Origin of the sequence: Bradyrhizobium sp. CCBAU 53351 (assembly GCF_015291745.1) — a bacterium.
Lineage (GTDB): Bacteria > Pseudomonadota > Alphaproteobacteria > Rhizobiales > Xanthobacteraceae > Bradyrhizobium.
Genome location: NZ_CP030059.1, coordinates 3,383,295 through 3,402,301 on the forward strand (window position 1 = coordinate 3,383,295; position 19,007 = coordinate 3,402,301).

The 19,007-nt window shown below is 64.2% G+C and carries 17 protein-coding genes; 12 read left to right on the forward strand and 5 right to left on the reverse strand.

The window, feature by feature from the left end:
• The first annotated feature begins 212 nt into the window (after nucleotides 1–212).
• The 5 genes from XH83_RS15850 to XH83_RS15870 are packed head-to-tail and all read left to right on the forward strand — an operon-like array spanning nucleotide 213 to nucleotide 5,623.
• Complete coding sequence (locus XH83_RS15850; RefSeq protein ID WP_194407856.1) at nucleotides 213–1,802, forward strand: ABC transporter substrate-binding protein; 1,590 nt, start codon at nucleotides 213–215, stop codon at nucleotides 1,800–1,802.
• A 60-nt stretch (nucleotides 1,803–1,862) separates the two neighbouring features.
• Nucleotides 1,863–2,786 carry an ABC transporter permease gene (locus tag XH83_RS15855; RefSeq protein ID WP_194408284.1) on the forward strand — a complete coding sequence of 308 codons (924 nt, stop codon included), beginning with the start codon at nucleotides 1,863–1,865 and terminating at the stop codon, nucleotides 2,784–2,786.
• The gene (locus tag XH83_RS15860; protein WP_194407857.1) at nucleotides 2,783–3,604 is read left to right on the forward strand and encodes an ABC transporter permease; all 822 of its coding nucleotides are present in this window, start codon (nucleotides 2,783–2,785) and stop codon (nucleotides 3,602–3,604) included. The genes XH83_RS15855 and XH83_RS15860 overlap by 4 nt, the downstream gene beginning before the upstream one ends.
• Nucleotides 3,601–4,581, forward strand: coding sequence for an ABC transporter ATP-binding protein (locus XH83_RS15865; RefSeq protein WP_194407858.1), 981 nt, complete (start codon nucleotides 3,601–3,603; stop codon nucleotides 4,579–4,581). Before XH83_RS15860 ends, XH83_RS15865 begins: the two co-directional genes overlap by 4 nt.
• Nucleotides 4,574–5,623: an ABC transporter ATP-binding protein gene (locus XH83_RS15870; protein WP_194407859.1), complete on the forward strand. Its 1,050-nt coding sequence runs from the start codon at nucleotides 4,574–4,576 to the stop codon at nucleotides 5,621–5,623. Before XH83_RS15865 ends, XH83_RS15870 begins: the two co-directional genes overlap by 8 nt.
• Before the next feature lie 28 nt (nucleotides 5,624–5,651).
• Here the strand turns inward: XH83_RS15870 and XH83_RS15875 are convergent, their stop codons facing one another.
• The 5 genes from XH83_RS15875 to XH83_RS15895 all read right to left on the reverse strand — a co-directional run bounded on the left by XH83_RS15875 (nucleotide 5,652) and on the right by XH83_RS15895 (nucleotide 11,098).
• Nucleotides 5,652–6,821, reverse strand: coding sequence for a serine hydrolase (locus XH83_RS15875; protein ID WP_210347003.1), 1,170 nt, complete (start codon nucleotides 6,819–6,821; stop codon nucleotides 5,652–5,654).
• Nucleotides 6,822–6,969: 148 nt separating this feature from the next.
• Nucleotides 6,970–7,995: an ABC transporter permease gene (locus XH83_RS15880; RefSeq protein WP_194407860.1), complete on the reverse strand. Its 1,026-nt coding sequence runs from the start codon at nucleotides 7,993–7,995 to the stop codon at nucleotides 6,970–6,972.
• An 11-nt stretch (nucleotides 7,996–8,006) separates the two neighbouring features.
• The gene (locus tag XH83_RS15885; RefSeq protein WP_194407861.1) at nucleotides 8,007–9,509 is read right to left on the reverse strand and encodes a sugar ABC transporter ATP-binding protein; all 1,503 of its coding nucleotides are present in this window, start codon (nucleotides 9,507–9,509) and stop codon (nucleotides 8,007–8,009) included.
• Nucleotides 9,510–9,530: 21 nt separating this feature from the next.
• A complete protein-coding gene (locus XH83_RS15890) occupies nucleotides 9,531–10,553 on the reverse strand; it encodes a sugar ABC transporter substrate-binding protein (RefSeq protein ID WP_194407862.1) in 1,023 nt (340 codons plus the stop codon).
• A 140-nt stretch (nucleotides 10,554–10,693) separates the two neighbouring features.
• Complete coding sequence (locus XH83_RS15895) at nucleotides 10,694–11,098, reverse strand: globin (protein ID WP_194407863.1); 405 nt, start codon at nucleotides 11,096–11,098, stop codon at nucleotides 10,694–10,696.
• A gap of 498 nt (nucleotides 11,099–11,596) precedes the next feature.
• Here XH83_RS15895 and XH83_RS15900 point away from each other — a divergent pair, with 498 nt between their 5' ends.
• From XH83_RS15900 to XH83_RS15930, 7 genes are all read left to right on the forward strand, one after another.
• Nucleotides 11,597–11,968 (forward strand): DUF2946 family protein, encoded by a 372-nt coding sequence (locus tag XH83_RS15900; protein ID WP_194407864.1) that lies wholly within the window; start codon nucleotides 11,597–11,599, stop codon nucleotides 11,966–11,968.
• A gap of 94 nt (nucleotides 11,969–12,062) precedes the next feature.
• On the forward strand, nucleotides 12,063–14,471 hold the full coding sequence (locus XH83_RS15905; protein ID WP_194407865.1) for a TonB-dependent receptor: 2,409 nt from the start codon (nucleotides 12,063–12,065) through the stop codon (nucleotides 14,469–14,471).
• A gap of 26 nt (nucleotides 14,472–14,497) precedes the next feature.
• Nucleotides 14,498–15,709: a sialidase family protein gene (locus XH83_RS15910; RefSeq protein WP_194407866.1), complete on the forward strand. Its 1,212-nt coding sequence runs from the start codon at nucleotides 14,498–14,500 to the stop codon at nucleotides 15,707–15,709.
• Entirely contained in the window at nucleotides 15,706–16,203 is a 498-nt protein-coding gene (locus XH83_RS15915; protein WP_194407867.1) for a TlpA disulfide reductase family protein, read from the forward strand. Before XH83_RS15910 ends, XH83_RS15915 begins: the two co-directional genes overlap by 4 nt.
• Nucleotides 16,204–16,230: 27 nt before the next feature.
• Nucleotides 16,231–16,767: a copper chaperone PCu(A)C gene (locus tag XH83_RS15920; RefSeq protein ID WP_194407868.1), complete on the forward strand. Its 537-nt coding sequence runs from the start codon at nucleotides 16,231–16,233 to the stop codon at nucleotides 16,765–16,767.
• A 29-nt stretch (nucleotides 16,768–16,796) separates the two neighbouring features.
• Entirely contained in the window at nucleotides 16,797–17,336 is a 540-nt protein-coding gene (locus XH83_RS15925; protein WP_194407869.1) for a YcnI family protein, read from the forward strand.
• Entirely contained in the window at nucleotides 17,336–18,898 is a 1,563-nt protein-coding gene (locus XH83_RS15930; RefSeq protein WP_194407870.1) for a CopD family protein, read from the forward strand. The genes XH83_RS15925 and XH83_RS15930 overlap by 1 nt, the downstream gene beginning before the upstream one ends.
• Nucleotides 18,899–19,007 lie beyond the last annotated feature (109 nt).

Here is a 19,007-nt window from a genome sequence, read left to right on the forward strand (position 1 = left end):
GGGAAGGGGGTCCATCGGCGCTCGTCCGATGACGCACCGCGTCAATCAGCGGCTTGCATCGCTGGGTGGATGCAACCTGCCCCTCCGGAGTTCTCTCGAAGGGCCGGCCTCCCGGAACAGACATTGGTCTCCAGCAAAAACGAAGCTTGCATTCGATGGGCTGCGAATGATCAAATCTCTGATCGACATGCACCTGCGTTGTTGGGGGACACATGATGTTCAGGATGATTGCGATCGTCGCGGGGTTGGGGCTGGCGCTCGCCGGCGCGGCGGAGGCCCAGACGCCGCGCAAGGGCGGAACCATCCGCATGACGGCGCCCTACGGATCGAGCTTCACCAGCCTCGACATTCACACCACGCAGCGCGCCCAGGACGAGATCTACGCCAAAGCGCTGCATCGCTCGCTCTACATCTGGAATTCCGCGGAAGGCAAACCGGTCCTGGAACTCGCCAAGGAGGACGTGGTCTCCGGCGGCGGCCTCGTTCACACCTTCAAGCTGCGCGACGACGCCTATTTCCACAACGGCCGCAAGATGACGGCCGACGATATCATCTGGTCCTACAACCGCATCATGGACGGCACCAAGGCGTTTCCCGGCGCGCGATACGTCCGCGTGATCGAGGGCGCGGCCGCGGTCGAAAAGGGCCAGGCCAAGGAGATCTCCGGCCTGAAGAAGATCGACGATTTCACCATCGAGATGAAGCTGACCGAGAAGGTCGATCCGGGCTTCTATTTCTTCACCGCGCTGACCTCGATCTATCCGGCCGACGAGGGCGCCAAGGAGAGCTTCATCCAGAAGCCGATCGGGCTCGGACCGTTCAAGTTCGTCGAGCATGTGCCGGGATCGCGCATCGTGCTGGAGCGGTGGGACCGGTTCTACAAGCCCGGCAAGCCCTACGCCGACAAGATCATCGTGGCGGTCATGGGCGAGGCCGCGGCCCGCGACGTCGCTTTCCGCAACAAGGAGATCGACACCTCGGTGCTGGGACCTGCGCAATATGTCGCCTATCAGTCCGATGCCGCCCTCAAGGGCACCATCGTCGAGGTCGCCGAGGTCTTCACGCGCTATATGGGCATGAATCCAACGTTCAAGCCGTTTGCCGACAAGCGCGTCCGGCAAGCGATCAACTACGCGATCGATACCGATTTGATCATCAACAAGCTGGTCAAGGGCAAAGCCTATCGCGCCACCAGCTGGCTGCCGCTGACCGCTCCGGCCTACGACAAGGCCATGAAGCCGTACCCCTACGATCCCGCCAAGGCCAAGCAGCTGCTCACTGAAGCCGGCTATCCCCAAGGCTTCGAATTCGAATGGACCACCAGCCAGAACGAGAGCTGGGGCCTGCCGATCGTCTCGGCCGTCATCCCGATGCTGGACAAGGTCGGCATCAAGGCGAAGGTCAAGCAGGTCGAGACCGCGGTGCTGGCGGAGGTGGTTCGCACCGGCGACTACCAGGCCTTCATCTATTCCCAGGCGAGCGGCCCGGACCCGCTGGCTGCCCTCAAATGCTTCCACTCGTCGACGCCGCAGCCGGCGTGCAACTACATGACCTTCAAGAACGCTGATTTCGACAAGATCATCGACGAAGCCGGGCAGGCCGACGATCCCGCCAAGCGCACCCAATTGCTGCAGAAGGCCAACGCGCTGCTCTATGAAGAGGCCCCGGTCTGGTTCTTCAACTACAACAAGGCGGTCATGGCGGTGCAGCCGTGGCTCAAGGGGATTCAGCTGAACGCGACGGAGCTGACCCATCAGAACGTCGAAGACCTCTGGGTCGACGAGACCTCGCCCGCGAAGTGACCTGCGCTCTCGCGCTCCCTCCATCGCCTCGAACGATGGAGGGAGAGAGGAACGGTGCCGATGCTCTCCTTCCTGATCCGTCGCTTGCTGCAGACCATCCCGACCGTGCTGGCCGTCGTGTTGCTGGTCTTCGTGCTGTTCAGCGTCGTTCCCGGCAGCATCGTTTCCTCCATGAGCGACGACAGCGATCCGCAGGTCGAGCTGCGCATGAAGAAGCAGCTCGGTCTTGACCAGCCCGTCTATGTGCGTTTCGGAACCTACATCGCCCAGCTCGCGATCGGCGATTTCGGCACCTCGTTCCGGACGCGGGAACAAGTCACGACCATGATCGCCAAGCGGGCATGGCCGACGCTGCAGCTGATCTTCGCGGCCATGGCGTTTGCGATTGTGATCGGCGTCCCCCTGGGGTTCATCGCGGCGCTGAAGCCCGGCGGCATCGTCGATACGGTGGCGATGGTCGTGGCGGTGTCGGGCCTGTCCATCGCCAAATTCTGGCTTGGCCTCGTCCTGATGTATCTGTTCGCGTTGAAGCTCGGCTGGCTGCCGAGCTTCGGCTATGGCGACGGCGGATTGAAATATCTGCTGCTGCCGGCCATCACCCTCGGCGTCTCGCCGATGGCGCTGTTTGCCCGGACGACGCGGGCCGCGGTCCTAGAGATCATGACGGCTGATTTCGTCCGCACGGCGCGCTCCAAGGGCATGAGCGAAATCAGGGTCGTGAAGTGGCATGTGATGCGCAATGCACTCGTCATCATCCTCACGACCGTCGGCCTGCAATTCGGCGGGTTGATGGGGCAGGCGGTCGTCGTCGAGAAACTGTTCTCCTGGCCCGGCATCGGCTCGCTGCTGGTCGACAGTGTCCTGCAGCGCGACATTCCGGCTGTCCAGGGCTCCATTCTCGTGGTGGTACTGGCCTTTCTCGCGATCAATCTGCTGATCGACGTGCTCTACGGCGTGATCGATCCCAGGATCAGATACGCATGAAGCTCCGCGCCAATCTCGTCATCGGTGGCGTCTTGTTCGCGCTGGCGATCGTGGTCGGCCTGCTGGCGCCGTGGATCGCGCACACCGATCCCGTCATGGACGCCAACCTGATGAATGCGGAAGAGCCGCCGAGCTGGACCTGGTGGTTCGGCACTGACGATCAGGGCCGCGACATCTATTCCCGCGTCGTGTACGGCGCGCGGGTCTCGCTGACGGTCGGCATCATCTCGCAGCTCATCAACAGCGTGATCGGCGTGGCCTTGGGGCTCAGCGCCGGCTATTTCGGCGGCTGGTGGGACGATGTCGTCAACGCCCTGACCAACCTCATGCTCGCGATCCCGTCGCTGATCTTCGCGCTGGCCATCATGGCGGTGCTCGGCCCCGGCCTGACCAGCCTGTTGATCGCGCTCGGGCTGACCAACTGGTCCTTCACCTGCCGGATCGCGCGGGCCTCGGCGCTGTCGCTGCGGAGCCAAGGCTATGTGCAGGCGGCGACCGTGCTTGGCTATGGCGATCTGCGCATCATGATCACCCAGCTCCTGCCGAACATGCTCGGACCGCTCATCGTGATCGGCACGCTCGGCATGGGCAGCGCGGTGTTGTCCGAAGCCGCATTGTCGTTCCTAGGCCTCGGCGTCCGGCCCCCCTTTCCAAGCTGGGGCAGCATGCTGTCGGACGCCCGTGACCAGATCACGACGGCGCCGTGGCTCTCGGTATTTCCCGGCCTTGCCATCTTCCTGACGGTGCTCGGCCTCAATTTGCTCGGTGACGGCCTGCGTGACATTCTCGATCCGCAATCGCGGAGCCGGCGCACATGACCGGCACGCCGCTGATCGAAGTCGAGGACCTGCGTATCGATCTCGATGACGGATCGAGGAGGATGCCCGCGGCGGAGGGCGTCTCGTTCCGCATCGACCGCGGCGAGACCTTCGGCCTCGTCGGCGAATCCGGCTGCGGCAAGAGCATCACGGCGCTCGCTTTGATCGGCCTGCTGCGGCATCCCCTGTCGATCGGTGGCGGTGTGATCCGGTTCGACGGGAAAGAGATCCAGCATCTTTCGGCAGCCAGACAGCGCGAGTTGCGCGGCAACCGGATCTCGATGATTTTCCAGGAGCCGATGACGGCGCTGAACCCGGTCTCGCCCGTGGGCCGCCAGATCGCCGAGATGTTCGTGCTGCACAAGGGCAAGAGCTGGCGGGAAGCCAACCGGCTGGCGGTCGAGGCACTGGCAAGCGTCCGCGTGCCCGCGCCGGAGCGGCGGGTGAAGGACTATCCGCACCAATTGTCCGGCGGCATGCGCCAGCGCGTGATGATCGCCATCGCGCTGGCCTGCGGCCCGGATCTGTTGATCGCCGACGAGCCGACCACCGCGCTCGACGTGACCGTGCAGGCGGAGATCATCGAGCTGATGCGCAATCTCTGCGCCGAGCGCGGAACGGCGATCCTGATGATCAGCCACGATCTCGGCCTCGTCGCCAATGTCTGCCGCCGCGTCGCGGTGATGTATGCCGGCCGCATCGTCGAGGAGCGCGGTTCGGCCGATATTTTCCGCGCGCCTTCGCATCCCTATACCCAAGGCCTGGTGGCCTCGCTGCCGCGGCTCGGCAGCCGCGCCGCGCTCGGGCGGGCCAGGCTCCGGGAGATCGCGGGCGTCGTGCCCGCCATCACGAATTTCCCCGATGGCTGCCGGTTCAATCCGCGCTGCACGCAGGCGACGGAGATTTGCCGGACGGTCGTACCGGAGACCGATGTGCTGGAGGCGGGCGGTCTGGTGAGGTGTCATCACCATGCATGAGCCGCAAAACATGCCGGGTGAGCGCAGGGCCGACGACGATCTCATTGTCAGCGTCGAGGATCTCGCGGTTCATTTCCCACTGGGCGGCGGCCTGCTGGGCCGCGGCCGGCGGCTGTTGCGTGCCGTGGATGGCGTTGACCTCAAGCTGAAGCGAGGCGAATGCCTCGGCCTCGTCGGCGAATCCGGCTCGGGCAAGTCGACGGTCGCCTTGTCGATCCTTGGCCTGCTGACGCCGACGCGCGGCCGTATCGTGCTGGACGGGGAGGTCGTGAAGACCAGGCAATCCGGCGACCGCAAGGCGTTGGCGCGCACCGTGCAAATGGTGTTTCAGGACCCCTACGCCTCGCTCAATCCCCGCCAAACGGTTCGCCGCACGTTGGAGGATCCCCTGCGGGTGCACGGGGTCACGGCGAAGAGCGAGATCGAGGACCGCGTCGCCGCCATGCTGCGGCACGTCGGCCTGCGGCCTGAACAGGCGGGCCGCTATCCGCACGAATTCTCCGGCGGCCAGCGCCAGCGCATCGGCATTGCCCGGGCCCTGATCCTCAATCCCAAGATCGTCATCTGCGACGAGCCGGTCTCTGCGCTCGACGTTTCGATCCGCGCCCAGATCATCAATCTGCTGCTGGAATTGAAGGAGACGCTTGGGCTCTCCTACATCATGATCAGCCACGACCTCGGCGTGGTCGAGCACATGAGCGACCGTGTCGCCGTGATGTATCTCGGCCGTATCGTCGAGAACGGCCACTGGCGCGAGATCTTCGAACGGCCCGCGCACCCCTACACGCAGGCCCTGATCGCCGCGATCCCCGATCCCTTGCACCACGCCCCGCTGGCGACGACCGGCGGCGACCTTCCCAACCCGCTCAATCCACCCAACGGCTGCGCCTTCAGCCCGCGCTGTCGTCACGCGGAAGCAGTGTGCCGGCACGAGCCGGGGCCGGTGCTGGAGACGCGCCCCGACGGGCACGCGGTGCGGTGCTGGCGGGCTGAAGAGATTGCGAGCAAAGCAGCGAACGCTGCGCCAGCCCCGTCACTCTGACATGACTTGGGATATTCAAAGCGCGTGCTCATTTCAACCCGGCCAACACCACGTCACGGATCACCCGGATCGGCGGCATCCATTGCGTCTTGTCGGCGTAATTTCCGCAGATGATGGCGACCACCACGCCGAGATCGGGCATCGCGAACAGCCGCTGGCCGCCATAGCCGAAGCCGCCGATCCAGTGCGTGATCGGGCGGTTCGGCGGTTGGCCGTATTGCAAATCGCCGCTGTACCAGAAATAGCCGTATCGGCGCTGCTCGTCGCAAGGGACGTAGGGCTGGAACGATTTCGCGAGCCAGTCCGCTGAGACGATCTGACGTCCGTCCCATTGCCCGCGGTTGAGGATCAATTGCCCGATGCGTGCAAGGTCGCGCGGCGTCATGCGCAGGCCGGAGGCGGGCGCCGGCTTTCCGTTGAAGCCCTTGGTCCATTCGGTCGGGCCGATCCCGAGGGGATCGAACAGGTGCGCGCGGGCAAAATCCGGCAGCGACTGGCCGACGCTTTTCACCAGCAATTGCCCGATCAGCTCGGTGCCGGCGGCGCCGTAGATCCAGCGGGTGCCGGGATCTGAAATGAAAGGCCGGCTGAAGATGTAGCGCAGACGATCGGGCGCGCGCTCCATCCGGATTTCGCTGTTGTTGGGGTCTTGGTAGGGAATGTCCTCGTTCCAGTCGAACCCCAGCGTCATGGTGAGCGCATGCGCGACGGTCAGGCGCTGCAGGCGGGGATCGGTCGAGGCGTCGGCATAGTCGGGGAATTGCGCGATCAGCTTCTGGTTGGGCGCGGGTACCTTGCCGAGATCGAGCGCGATCCCGTAGAGCAGGCCGAGGATGCTCTTGGTGACCGAGCGCAAATCGTGCAGCGTGTCGGGGCCGAACGCGACGTGGCCGAGAGGAGTGCCCCAGGCTTCGTCCTCGCCGGCAAAATAGCGTTCGAGCACGAGCTTGCCCTCGCGCGTGACCACGACGCCGTGCAGGCCCCAGGCCCGCTTGTCCGCGATCAATCTGTCGAGCCGCTCATCGAGGTCGGAGGCGAAGCCCGCATCGGGCGGCGTTGTCGATTGCCATTGGAACGGAGCGGAGAGAAGCGGGCTGGCCGTCGTGAGAAGCGCACCTCCACCAAGGAGCGCGGCACGGCGATTGATTATAGACATCGCGAATTTCTCAAATCGATTGGATGGCCGACGATGCGTCACGGACAGCCGCCACGACGACAGCGTGCTCCTGTTTTGCCCGACGTGCCAAACGCCCCTGTGGCGCCGCCTCGCGCCACCCCGCGCCAAATTCCTTAATGATTTGTACTGTGCATGGGGTTGTTTTCGCGGTTTTTGTTTTGGCGGCCGTCTACTCCGCCGTTTTTTCCCTCAAGCGCTGCGCATAGACGTTGATGACCAGCGCCGCCAGCAGGATCAGGCCGCGGATCAGGATCTTCAGGAAGCTGTCGATGTTGACGTGGTCGAGGCCGTTGTTGAGGACACCGAGCACGAACAGCCCGACGATCGTGTTGCCGATGCCGCCGCGGCCGCCGAACAGGCTGGTGCCGCCGACGACGACGGCGGCGATGGAGTCGAGGAGGTAAGTGTCGAACTCGTTCTGCTGCGCGCTGCCGAAATGGGCGACGCCGAGCATGCCGCCGATGCCGGAGCACACCGCCGAGATCACCATGACGGCGCCGAGGATGAGCTTGACGTTGAGGCCGGAATATTCGGCGGCCTCGCGGTTGCCGCCGACCATGTAGACGTAGCGGCCGAAGCGCGTGTAGGTCAGCACCAGGTGGCCGCCGAGCAGCATTATGGCGGCGACGATGACGATCCAGGGAATGCCGCCGACCGAACCGGAGCCGAGCGTCGTGATCAGGCTCGGCACCTTGTAGGCGATCTGGCCGCGCACCAGCAGCGCCGAGATGCCGGCGGCGATCTGCATCATCGCCAGCGTCATGATGAAGGAGGGGATGCCGATCACGGTCAGCCCCAGCGCATTGACGAGACCGAGCAGGGCGCAGAGCAGGATCGACAGGATGATCGCAACGGCGCCGGGCAGCGGGATGTTGGCGATGTTGACGTAGGATTCCTGCAGCGTGAAATAGGCGACCGCGATGCCGGTGACGTTGGCGATGCTGGCGATCGACAGGTCGATCTCGGCGCAGAGGATCACGAAGGTGAGGCCGACCGCGATGATGCCGGTCACCGACACCTGGGTCAGGATGTTGCCGAGATTGTCGAGCGTCGCGAAAGAGGGGCTGGCGAAGGCGAAGAAGGCGGACAGGAAGATCAGGGTGAGGAACGGGGCGATGTTGCGCATCTGCGAGCGCAGGAAGGGCGCAAGGCCCCGCGCTCGCTGCCCCGCCGCCAAAGCCGTGTCACTGCTCATGTGCTTCTCCGTCACGCCGCTTCCAGCAGGCGGTCCTTGCTGACCGGCTCGTTCTTGAATTCCCGCACCAACGCGCCGCGCTTGAGCACGAGGATGCGGTCGGCCAGCGACAGCACCGTTTCCGGCTCGGTCGACAGCACGATGATCGCAAGCCCCTTGGTGCGGAGGTCGCGGACGATGTTGATGACGTCGTTCTTGGCGCCGACATCCATGCCGCGGGTCGGCTCGCATAGCACCAGAAGCTTGGGCGGATAGGTCAGCCATTTCGCCAGCGCAACCTTCTGCTGGTTGCCGCCGGAGAGCATGCCGAGATCGAGGCCGACCACGGGCGGCCTGATTTGGAGCTGCTCGACCTGACGCTGCGCGATGTCGCGCTCCTGCGCGGGCTTGAGCAGCAGCGACGAGATGCGATCGAGGATGCTGATCGAGATGTTCTTGTAGACCGGCTCCTGGTGAAACAGCATGTCGCGCCGGCTCTCCGGCACCAACGCCACGCCGGCGCGCCGCGCCGCAGCCGTGCTGGCGAAGGTCTTGGGCTGACCCTCGACAAGAAGCGTGCCGCTGTCCGGCTTCAGCTTGCCGAACAGGATGCGCGACAGCTCCTGCTGGCCGCAGCCCATGAAGCCGTAGATGCCGAGCACCTCGCCGGCGCGCGCCTCGAAGGAGATGTCCTTCAGACTGCGGGACAGCGAGAGCTGATCGACCTTGAGAACGATCTGGCTGTCACGCGGCTGCGGCAGCATCAGATCGTCGGTGTAGCTGTGCTCGAGCGCCTCGCCGCCGCGGCCGATCATGGCCTCGATCAACGCGCCCTTGCTGGTCGCGGCGCTGGCGGTCTCCGCGACCTTCCGCCCGTTCCGGAACACGGTGACCGTATCGGAGACCAGCAGGATGTCCTCGATGAAATGCGAGATGAAAACGATGCTGGTGCCTTGCTCGCGCAGCCGACGGAGCGTCGCGAAGAGACGCTCGACCTCGGGCGGGGAAAGCGCGGAGGTCGGCTCGTCCAGGATGACGATGCGGGCACCGGAGAACAGCACGCGCGCGATCTCGATCAGCTGCTGCAGCCCGATGGGCAGATCGCCCAGCCGCGACATCGGATCGACGTCGATGCCGAAGCGGGCGAGCTGCTCGCCGGCCTCGCGGGCCATCCGCCGCCATTGCACGAGGCCGAGCGCATTGGTCGGCTGGTTGCCCAGGAAGACGTTCTCGGCGACCGTGAGATCGGGCGCGACGCTGAGCTCCTGGTGCACCATGGCGATGCCGGCGGCGTGCGCATCGCGCGCCGAGCGGAAATGCGTCTCCGCCCCGTCGATCAAGAAGCGGCCGGAGAACTCGGTATGCACGCCGGCGATGATCTTCATCAGCGTGCTTTTTCCAGCGCCGTTCTCGCCGACGAGACCGTGGATCTCGCCGGGATGGAGCGCAAAATCGACACCACGAAGGGCTTCGACGCCGCCGAAGCTCTTCGTGATGCCCTGCAGTTCAAGGATGGGCGAACGACCCTCTGACATGAAAGTTCAGGTCTTGGAGGCTCAGATCAGGAAGTGATCCTGCATCCATTGCATCCCGGCGGCGTTGGCCTTGGTCACGACCGGACCGTCGGTGACGACGTTCTTGGGAATGCCCTGTCCGCTCTTCTCGCCGCCGACCACGGCCGAGACGCCGGCGATGACGGCGCCGCCATGGATGCGGCAGGAGGGATTGCGGACGGTTGCGAACATGCGGCCTTCGCTCACCGCCTGGATCGCCGGCGGCATGGCATCGACGCCGCCGATCAGGATGTTGGTGCGGCCGCGGGCCTTCATGATGTTGGCGGCGGCGAGCGCCATGTCGTCATTGTGGAAGAAGGCCGCGTCGATCTGGGGATACTTCGTGAGGTAGGTCTCCCAGAGCCGGGCGGTCTTCGACACGTCCCAGTCGGCGGGCTGGGTGTCGAGCACCTCGATCCCCGGGAATTGCTTCACCGTGTTGGTGAAGCCCTTGGCCCGTCCTTGCGCGCCGGTGTGGCCGAGCGCGCCCTGCGTCATGATGATCTTGCCCTTGCCGCCCATCGCGTTGCACAGCGCCTGCGTCACCGAGGCGCCCATGAACTCGTTGTCGGGAGCGAGGAAGGAGTGCACGTTGATCTGGTCGAGCGGCGCGATCAGCGTGTCCATGTCGATCACGGGCGTGCCGGCGTCGATCATCTTCTGTACGGGCTGGGTGAGGGTGCCGATGCCGAAAGCCTGGATCGCGACGAAGTCCCATTTCTGCGAGGCCATGTTATCGATCGCGGCGCGCTGCTTGACGGCGTCGAGCTGGCCGTCGAACCAGGTGACCTCGACGTTGAACAGCTTGCCCCAGAATTCGGCGGCCTGCTTTCCTTGCGCGCACCAGGTGGCCTGCAGGCCCGCATTGGAGAATGCCGCCTTCAGCGGCTTCTCGCTGCGCCCGACCTCGGCGGCCAATGCGGGGTTTATCCCCATGCTGCCGAGCAGGGCAGCTCCGGCGCCGGCGGTCGCGGCCGCCTGAAGAAGATCGCGCCTCGTCGTCGAGAAATCTTTCGTCCCGGACATCGCTCGCTCCCATAAAATTTTATCGTCGGCGCGTCATTGGTTGCGCGACCGATGGCGAAAGTGTCTCACAAGAGTTGGCGCCACTCAATCTGCAATCACTCGCGCAATCAGGACAGGTCGCGTTGGTGCAGCGCAAAGTGTCAGACCGCTGCGCCGGCGAATGCGTCGATTTCGACGAGCAACTGGTCCCAGGCGCTTGTGATCTCGATTGACCATTGATCGCCGAGCAGGTCGCGCAGGCAATCCCTGATGATGGCGAAGAACGCGATGAACAGCTCGCGCGGAGTGCCGTAGCCATCGTGCGAGACGACTTCGCAAGCGATCAGCCGGAAATGTCCGCGGCGCTGACTGGCGAAATCGAGGATGGCCTCGATCGCGAGCGCGAGCATCGAGCCCTTCACGAGGTCGCGGCCATCCGAGCGGAACATCGCTTGCGTTTCGGGATGCGCATCGAACAGGCGTTGGTAGACGAGGGGTGTCAGATCCGCGCAACGTGAGGCGGCGAGCTCGAAGCTGATTTCGATGGGATTGGACGAAGCATTCATCGGTGCTTCAGCCCCCTGCCGACGAAACTTGCAGACAAAAAAAGAGCGGGGCCCTGGCCCCGCTCAAAAATTGTGTCGACCCTATTATCCCCGATTCTAAGATTTGCTCTTGATTGGCGGGGCGACGCTGCATTTTGCGCGTCAGGGGCTCCTCCCGAGACTTGGACCACCAGACTTCGACCTCGCGGCCAGTCTGAGCGAGGCGGATGCTAGATCAACTTTTCTCACTTGTCATCATTTTCAGCAACGAATGTTCAAAATTCGATCAGTAGACGAAATGATCGGGCGGCGTGTCCCGCAAGTATATGACAAATATAAGAAATTTTCGGATGGCTGGGCCGTTTGAGATGCCTCAAATGCCCCATCCCGGTCCCGTGCTGAGTTACCGTCGCCACGGTTTTCGTCAAATTTGCGCTGGGCCAAGAAGGCGGCGGAACTGATCTCGACTTGGGGCGAGGCACGGTGTTTAGTTAGTGGACGAACGAACGGGTTCGGTGGATGCGCGCACGGCTACAAAAATTCCTGCCTCTGGTCCTGCTCGCTTTGGCGATGCAGGTGCTGGCGCCGATTGCCGCCTGCTGGGGGACGGGCCTTGCAGTTGCCGATCCGCTGTCTGCCGGCGTCATCTGCCACAGTCCCAGCGAGCCGGGCGGCAACGACCAGACTGGCGTGCCGATCGCGCATGCGGGCGCTTGCGCGATGTGCTGCCTGGCCCAGGCCAACGCGTCGCTCGATTCGCCGACGCCCGCGGCACTCCCGAGTCCCTTCCGCCATGCCGAGCGGGTCGTCTGGCATCCGGCGGATGACGCCGCCATTGCCGTTCACACGGGCTCGAGCGCCCGGGCGCGCGCCCCGCCTCAATTTTCCTGACGTCACGACGAACCGAACCGTCGGCGCGCGCTGTTGTCGTGCTGACGGCGTGCTCAATGACCGGCCGACGTGCCGGATGTCAGGAATCTAGGAAATGTCATGCATTCGTGCGATGGGGCGCGCGGGCTTGCCCGTGCTCCTCGGACTGGTGTCCCCGATCGGTTCAGACGCGCTCGCCCAGACTGCCTCGGAAGCGATCCCCGCGGTCACGGTCGAAGCGCCGCAGAGGTCCCGTCCCAAACCCGTCACACGGTCCTCGCGACTGCGCGCCGCCTCGACGGCCAGCGCGGCGCGGCCGGTCGCGCCGAACGCGACCGACGGCGCTGGGGGACAAAACAACACGAGAAGCGCCGGCGAAGTGCGGGCCGGCCTCAACCAGTCGCCGGCCGGCCAGACCGCCACCACCATCGATCGCAGCCAGTTCGACAATCGCCCGTCGTTCTCGGTCAGCGACGTCCTGCGCGACAGCCCGGGCATTTCGATCAAGCAGGGCAATGGTCCCCGGGATTTCGGCATCTCGATTCGTGGCTCCAACGCGAGGAACGGCTTCGCCATCCGCAATCTCGTGATCTTCGAGGACGGCTTCCCGGTGACGCAGCCGGACGGCCTGTCGCGCAGCGACCTGATCGATCCCCACGCCTATGGGGCGATCGAGGTGATCCGCGGTCCCTCGTCGGCGCTGTACGGGAACTACGCGACCGGCGGCGCGCTCAATTTCCGGACACGGCCCGGCGGAACGATCGACGGTGTCGAATATGGCGTCGACGGCGGCAGTTACGGCTATGTCAACAATTACCTGGCGGCCGGCAAGAAGGTCGGGAATTTCGAGGCCTCGCTGTTCGCCAGCGACACGAGGGGCGACGGCTATATCGGCAACAGCTGGTTCAACACCCAGACCGTCAACTTCCTCGGTACGCTCCAGGCGACGCCGGACGATCGCTTCACGGTCAAGATTATCAACAACGATCTCAGCGCGCGGCTGCCGCTCCGGCAGTCGCTGAACCAGTTCTACACCAATCCCTTCCAGCAGGGCTGCACGACGGGCGCGGCGCTGGCTGCCGGATGTCCCACTGTGTCGCTTTTCAAGAACGGCTTTAACGGTGGCAAGGACACCGAGACGGCGACGCAAGCAGGTCTTGGGCGAACCGATCGGCGAACCATTGTCGGAGGACGATGGGAGCACGACTTCGACAACACGATGACTTGGCGAAACCAATTCGTCTTCGACGACAGAAACATCAGCCAGCCGACCGGTGCGACCAGCGCGATCGGCGATTTCCCCTCGTACAACTATATGAGCGACATCACCAAGCGCGGCGAAATCTTCGGCATGGAGTCGACCACGTTTGTCGGCGCCTGGTACAATACGCTGGCGGCGTCGAGCGATACGCGCAACGTCATGCCGGGCGGCAACGCGACGCTGGGATTGATCTCGGCCAACACTTACAGCGATACGTCCAATTACGGGATACGGGCAAGGGAGGAGCTGAAGCTCACGCCTGACCTGACCGCGATCGCCGGAATTGGGTGGGAAACCACCATTCTGAAGGGCGTCAATACCCGCTACACTTACAATACGATCAACGTTCCGGTCGCCACGATACCTGCGCCGACCACCGTCAACCGCAGGATCGAGAACACGGCTCCCGAATTGGCGCTGCTCTACAGGCTCAATCAAGAATGGCAGTTTCGCGGACGGGTTGCGACCGGATACGGAACGCCGCAGGTGTCGAACCTGTTCGTTCTTCCGAACGGCGATTTCGGCAACAACACCCAGCTCCAGACGCAGACCAATGTCGGTTACGATCTCGGGTTCGATTGGACGCCGAGCAATGCGGTCAAGTTGAGTGCCACCGCGTTCTATGAGTTCTTCCGGAATGAGCTTGTCAGTCAGGCCGCGAGCAATCCGAACGCGAGCAATGCGACCTATATGTTCAACGCGCCGCGGTCGGAGCATCGTGGCATTGAGCTTGCCGCGGACTGGAAGTTCTATCCGGGCTGGCGGTTCATGATCGCCTATACCTATCTCGACGAGGTCTATACCGAATATGTCGAGAACATCACCAAGGGGGCTGTGTTCAGTTTCAACCGTGCCGGCAACAAAATTCCCGGTATCTCGCCCAATGAGCTGACAGCCCGAATTGGTTACGACGAGTTCGCTGGGCCGCTGGCGGGCCTGGGAGGCTTCGTCGAGGTCCAATGGAAGGATTCCTTCTACATGGACAATGCCAATCTGCTGAAGGCGCCGGGCTACGAGCTGGTCAACGTCAACGTTCACTACAAGACTGACCTCGTGTCCGACACCTTCAGATCCCTGAACCTGTTCCTCGAGGTGAGAAACGTGTTCGATCGCACCTACGTCGCGTCGGCAAACAACGTCGGAAATTCGGTTTCGGCGACTGGCACTCCAGATGCTGCGAGCACGCTCGCAAACACGACAGGGTCGATCTACGCTGGGTCGCCACGCACATTCGTTGCGGGTATGAAGGTGGCATTCAAATGATCCGGACTCTCGAAGGGAGCGGGACCATGATCCGAACTGGCGTGCTCGCGATCGTCGCGCTCGCATTCGCGCATGGTCCGGCGCTCGCGCAGATGCGCGCCCCACCTGCATCTGAAGCAGCCTGCGACGAGCCGACGCTGCGCTGCGCGACCAAGGCGACGCCTGCGTTCGGTCCGGACGGGACGCTGTGGCTGGTCTGGATGGCGGGAGGGCAGGTCTCGGTCGCCAATTCGCAGGATGAGGGGCGCCATTTTTCGGCGCCCACAGAGGTCACGACGAAGAAGCTCAACCTCGATTGGGGGCCCGATGCGCGGCCGAAGATCGTGGTCGACCGCAAGGGCGGCATCGCGCTCGCGTTCTCGACCTTCAGGGACGAGGCCTTCAATGGCCAGGTGCTCACTACGCGCTCGGCCGACGGCGGGAAGAGCTTTGCCGAGCTGAAGCCGATCACCGCCAGCAACGAGAGCCAACGCTTCGAGGCGCTGGCGCTTGATCAGGATGGAACTGTCTTTGCGGCGTGGCTGGACAAGCGCAATCGCATTTTTGCGAAGGAGGCGGGACAGAAGTACGAGGGAGCCGGGCTGTTTTTCACCTCGTCCAGCGACGGTGGGGCCACCTACGCAGAAGCGAAGCTGGCGCGCGAGGGCACCTGCGAATGCTGCCGGTTGGGGCTGGCCTTCGCTGCGCCCGGGCGGCCCGTCGCGATCTTCAGGAACATATTTGCGGGCGGCGTGCGCGACCATGCGGTCATGACGTTCACTGATGTCGCGACGCCGGGTGAGGTCCGCCGGGTCAGCAATGATGACTGGCAGATCAATGCGTGTCCGCATCACGGCCCGAGCATCACCGTTGCGCCGAACGGGACCTATCACGTCGCCTGGTACACGAACGGGAAGGCGCGAAAGGGATTGTTCTACGCGCACTCCCGCGACGAAGGCCGCACCTTCTCCGCACCCCTGGCGCTGGGGCAGCCGGGCCGTAACCCGACGCGCCCCTTCGTGCTTGCCGGCTCCGCGGGGACCGTGATGGTCTGGAAGGAGTTCGACGGCGAGAAGACCTCGGTCCAGATGGCGATCTCCCGTGATGATGGCGAAACCTGGTCGCCGCCGAAGACCATATCGAGCACGAGCGACACCTCCGATCACCCATTGCTGGTCTCCAACGGCAAGCGGATCTATTTGTCGTGGATGACTAAGGCGGACGGCTATCGGCTCACACCTATCGAGGACCAGCCATGAGATTTCGATTTGCCGGCATCGCCGCTCTCATCGTTCTGATCGCTTCGGTGGCTGCGCTCGGCGCGTCTCCCGCGCTGAAGCCATTTGAACGCGGCACCTGGCAAGGCGTCCTCAAAGGGCACGCCGGCCGCCCCGTGCTCGTGCATTTCTGGGGCGTGACCTGCGGACCCTGCAAGGTCGAGCTGCCGTTGCTCGGACAGTTTGCCAAGGATCATCCCGACGTCGACATCGTCACGGTCAGCGCCGATCTCGTGCCGAACCTGCCGGGGGCGACGCAAGCGATGCTCGACAAGGCGGGCCTGTCGTCGACCGAGAACTTCATCTTCAACGACGGCTTCGTCGAGCGTTTGCGGTTCGAGATCGACCCGGCTTGGCAGGGCGACATCCCGAGGACCATGCTCATTTCCCGGGAAGGGACCGTCACGACGATCGAAGGCTCGGCCGAAATGGCCGATCTCGAAAAATGGTCGGAGCAACAGCGCTCCAAACACTGAAGTTCAGTCTGCAAAGGGAATACCGATATGAAGACCATCTCGAAAAACGTGCTGCTGGCTGCGTTCGCTCTTGCGGTCTGCGCGGCGCCGGCGCTCGCCGACGATATCAAGGCCGGCGATCTCGTCATCTCGCAGGCGTGGAGCCGTGCGACACCGGGCGGCGCAAAGGTTGCCGGCGGCTACCTCGTCATCGAGAACAAGGGAACAGTGCCGGACAGGCTGGTCGGTGCGTCCGCCGATATCGCCGGTAAGACCGAGATTCACGAGATGGCGATGGACAATGGCGTCATGAAGATGCGTCCGCTCGACAAGGGGCTCGCCGTCGATCCCGGCAAGACGGTGAAGCTCGCGCCCGGCGGCAATCATCTGATGCTGCAGGAGCTGAAGGGCCCGTTCAAGCAGGGCGACAAGGTTCCGGTGACGCTGCAATTCGAGAAGGCCGGCAAGGTCGCCGTCTCCCTCGACGTCCAGGGCGTCGGCGCGCAGGCCCCCGGCGATGCCGGGCATTCCGGTCACATGGACGTGAAGAAGATGCCGGACCATTCGGGAATGAAGATGAAATGAGTCCGATCCGGGCTTTCGGGAGACCGCACATGAAACGATCCTGTCTGTTCCTGATTGCCGCGCTCGCGGCCTCGCCGGCCGCGGCGCATGTCTCGCTCGAGACCAAGCAAGCCACAGTCGGGGCGTCCTACAAGGCCGTGTTCACCGTGCCGCATGGCTGCGCGGGCTCGCCGACGGTGAAGATCCGCGTTCAGGTCCCGGAAGGGGTGATCGCGGTGAAGCCGATGCCGAAAGCGGGCTGGACTGTCGATGTCGTCGAGGGCAAATATGCCGGGGAATACGACTATCACGGCAACAAGCTCTCCTCCGGCGTCAAGGAGGTGGCGTGGTCCGGCGGCAAGCTGCCGGACAAGAACTATGACGAGTTCGTCATGCAGACGGTCCTGACCGACAACCTCAAGCCCAACACCATGCTGTACTTCCCGGTCGTTCAGGAATGCGAGACCGGCGTCAGCCGCTGGATCGAAATTCCCGCCGAGGGGGCAGGGCATTCGCATGGCGGCAAATCTGGAGGCAAGTCTGAGGGCAATTCGCCAGCGCCGGGTGTGAAGTTGTTGCCAAAACCCTGATGCGCCTCTTCGCTGCGCTCGCGACGCTGCTCTTCGCGATCGGCTTCGCGAGCGCGGCATGGGCGCACGCCGCGCTGATGTCGGTCGAGCCGGCGAGCGGGAGCCTGCTCGCGGCTGCGCCCAGGGCGGTGCAACTGCGCTTCAACGAGCCGGTGACGCCGGGCGCGATCCGGCTGATCGACGGTGCGGGCAGGGCGCGGGACGATGCACGCATCAGTTCATCCGGGGAGACGATCTCTGTCGCGATGCCGATGGATCTGCCGGAGGGAACCGCGGTCATCAGCTATCGCGTGATCTCGCAAGACGGTCATCCCGTCACGGGATCTGTGGTCTTCTCGATCGGCGCGCCGACGGCGACGAAGGCTCCGGCCGCCGTGGACCGCGGGTTGACCGCGTTGATCTGGCTGGCGCGGATCGGCCTCTATATCGGGCTGTTCGTGGGCGTCGGCGGCGTGTTCTTCGCGCGCTGGATTGCGTGGTCGACGATCGGCATGGCCGTCCCGCGCATGGCGCTCGCCCTCGGCCTTCCGAGCGCAGTGGCGTCCGTTGGTGTCTTGGGCCTCGATCTGCTCGGGCTGGCCCCGGCTGCTCTTGCGACGTCTGATCCCTGGAAAGTCGCATTTGCGACGAGTACCGGCCCTGCGTTGCTGGTTGCCTCCGCAGCAATGCTGTTCGCATGGATGGCGCTGCGTAGCGCGTGGTACGCGCGCGCTCTCGCGGTCATCGCGTTGGTCGGCGTCGGTCTGTCGCTCGCCATGACCGGGCACGCTGCAACGGCGCCGCCGGAGGCGCTGACGCGTCCGGCGATCTTCCTCCATGGCGTCGGGGTCACCATCTGGATCGGCGCTCTCGCGCCGCTCGTCGCGCTGCTGTCGCGGCCGACGATTGCGACGCTGCCGATCGTGAACCGCTTTTCCCGTATCGCTGCGCTCGCCGTCGGCGTGTTGGCCTTGACCGGCCTTGCACTTGCGATCGTGCAGCTCGAAAAGCCGGGAGCGCTGATCGAGACCCGCTACGGGCTGATCCTCTCGATCAAGCTTGTCTTGGTCACGGGCTTGCTGGCGCTGGCCGCGCTCAATCGGTTCCGGCTGACCCCGGCTCTGGCCCGGAGCGAGACGGGGACGCCCGCGCTCAAGCGCTCGATCCTGCTGGAAGGTGCGATCGCACTCGCGATCCTCGCCGTGGTCGCCGGCTGGCGCTTCACGCCGCCGCCGCGGACCATCGGTCCCGAGACGCCATTGGCGATCCACATCCACAGCGACAAGGCGATGTTCCAGGTCCTGGTGTCGCCCGGCAGGCCCGGGGCCAACGATGTCGTGCTGCAGCTCATGACCGGCGAGGGCACGCCGCTGGCCGCCAAGGAGGCAATGTTGGCGTTGAGCCTGCCGGAACGCGGCATCGAGCCGATGGAGCGCAAGGCCTCGCTGGGGCCAGACGGCTACTGGCATTTGCGCAAGGTCGAGCTTCCCTTCGCCGGCCTCTGGCACGTGCGGATCGATGCGCTGGTGACCGACTTCGAGCAAATCACGCTCGAAGATGAACTCGACGTCACGCCGCCGTAACCTGCAGCTCAAGCTGAACCTGAAGTCCGAAGGAAAAATGACAGGAATTCCGCTGCTTAGCGGCTTTTCCTCATTCCCGGTCTTGTATTTTCGCTCCCAATCCGGTTTC

Coding starts and splice junctions, on each gene's coding strand:
- XH83_RS15860 (WP_194407857.1), top strand. CDS start 2,783: ATGAAGCTCCGCGCCAATCTCGTCATCGGTGGCGTCTTGTTCGCGCTG.
- XH83_RS15900 (WP_194407864.1), top strand. CDS start 11,597: ATGCGCGCACGGCTACAAAAATTCCTGCCTCTGGTCCTGCTCGCTTTG.
- XH83_RS15870 (WP_194407859.1), top strand. CDS start 4,574: ATGCATGAGCCGCAAAACATGCCGGGTGAGCGCAGGGCCGACGACGAT.
- XH83_RS15910 (WP_194407866.1), top strand. CDS start 14,498: ATGATCCGAACTGGCGTGCTCGCGATCGTCGCGCTCGCATTCGCGCAT.
- XH83_RS15905 (WP_194407865.1), top strand. CDS start 12,063: ATGTCATGCATTCGTGCGATGGGGCGCGCGGGCTTGCCCGTGCTCCTC.
- XH83_RS15850 (WP_194407856.1), top strand. CDS start 213: ATGATGTTCAGGATGATTGCGATCGTCGCGGGGTTGGGGCTGGCGCTC.
- XH83_RS15920 (WP_194407868.1), top strand. CDS start 16,231: ATGAAGACCATCTCGAAAAACGTGCTGCTGGCTGCGTTCGCTCTTGCG.
- XH83_RS15855 (WP_194408284.1), top strand. CDS start 1,863: ATGCTCTCCTTCCTGATCCGTCGCTTGCTGCAGACCATCCCGACCGTG.
- XH83_RS15925 (WP_194407869.1), top strand. CDS start 16,797: ATGAAACGATCCTGTCTGTTCCTGATTGCCGCGCTCGCGGCCTCGCCG.
- XH83_RS15930 (WP_194407870.1), top strand. CDS start 17,336: ATGCGCCTCTTCGCTGCGCTCGCGACGCTGCTCTTCGCGATCGGCTTC.
- XH83_RS15885 (WP_194407861.1), bottom strand. CDS start 9,509: ATGTCAGAGGGTCGTTCGCCCATCCTTGAACTGCAGGGCATCACGAAG.
- XH83_RS15880 (WP_194407860.1), bottom strand. CDS start 7,995: ATGAGCAGTGACACGGCTTTGGCGGCGGGGCAGCGAGCGCGGGGCCTT.
- XH83_RS15895 (WP_194407863.1), bottom strand. CDS start 11,098: ATGAATGCTTCGTCCAATCCCATCGAAATCAGCTTCGAGCTCGCCGCC.
- XH83_RS15890 (WP_194407862.1), bottom strand. CDS start 10,553: ATGTCCGGGACGAAAGATTTCTCGACGACGAGGCGCGATCTTCTTCAG.
- XH83_RS15865 (WP_194407858.1), top strand. CDS start 3,601: ATGACCGGCACGCCGCTGATCGAAGTCGAGGACCTGCGTATCGATCTC.
- XH83_RS15915 (WP_194407867.1), top strand. CDS start 15,706: ATGAGATTTCGATTTGCCGGCATCGCCGCTCTCATCGTTCTGATCGCT.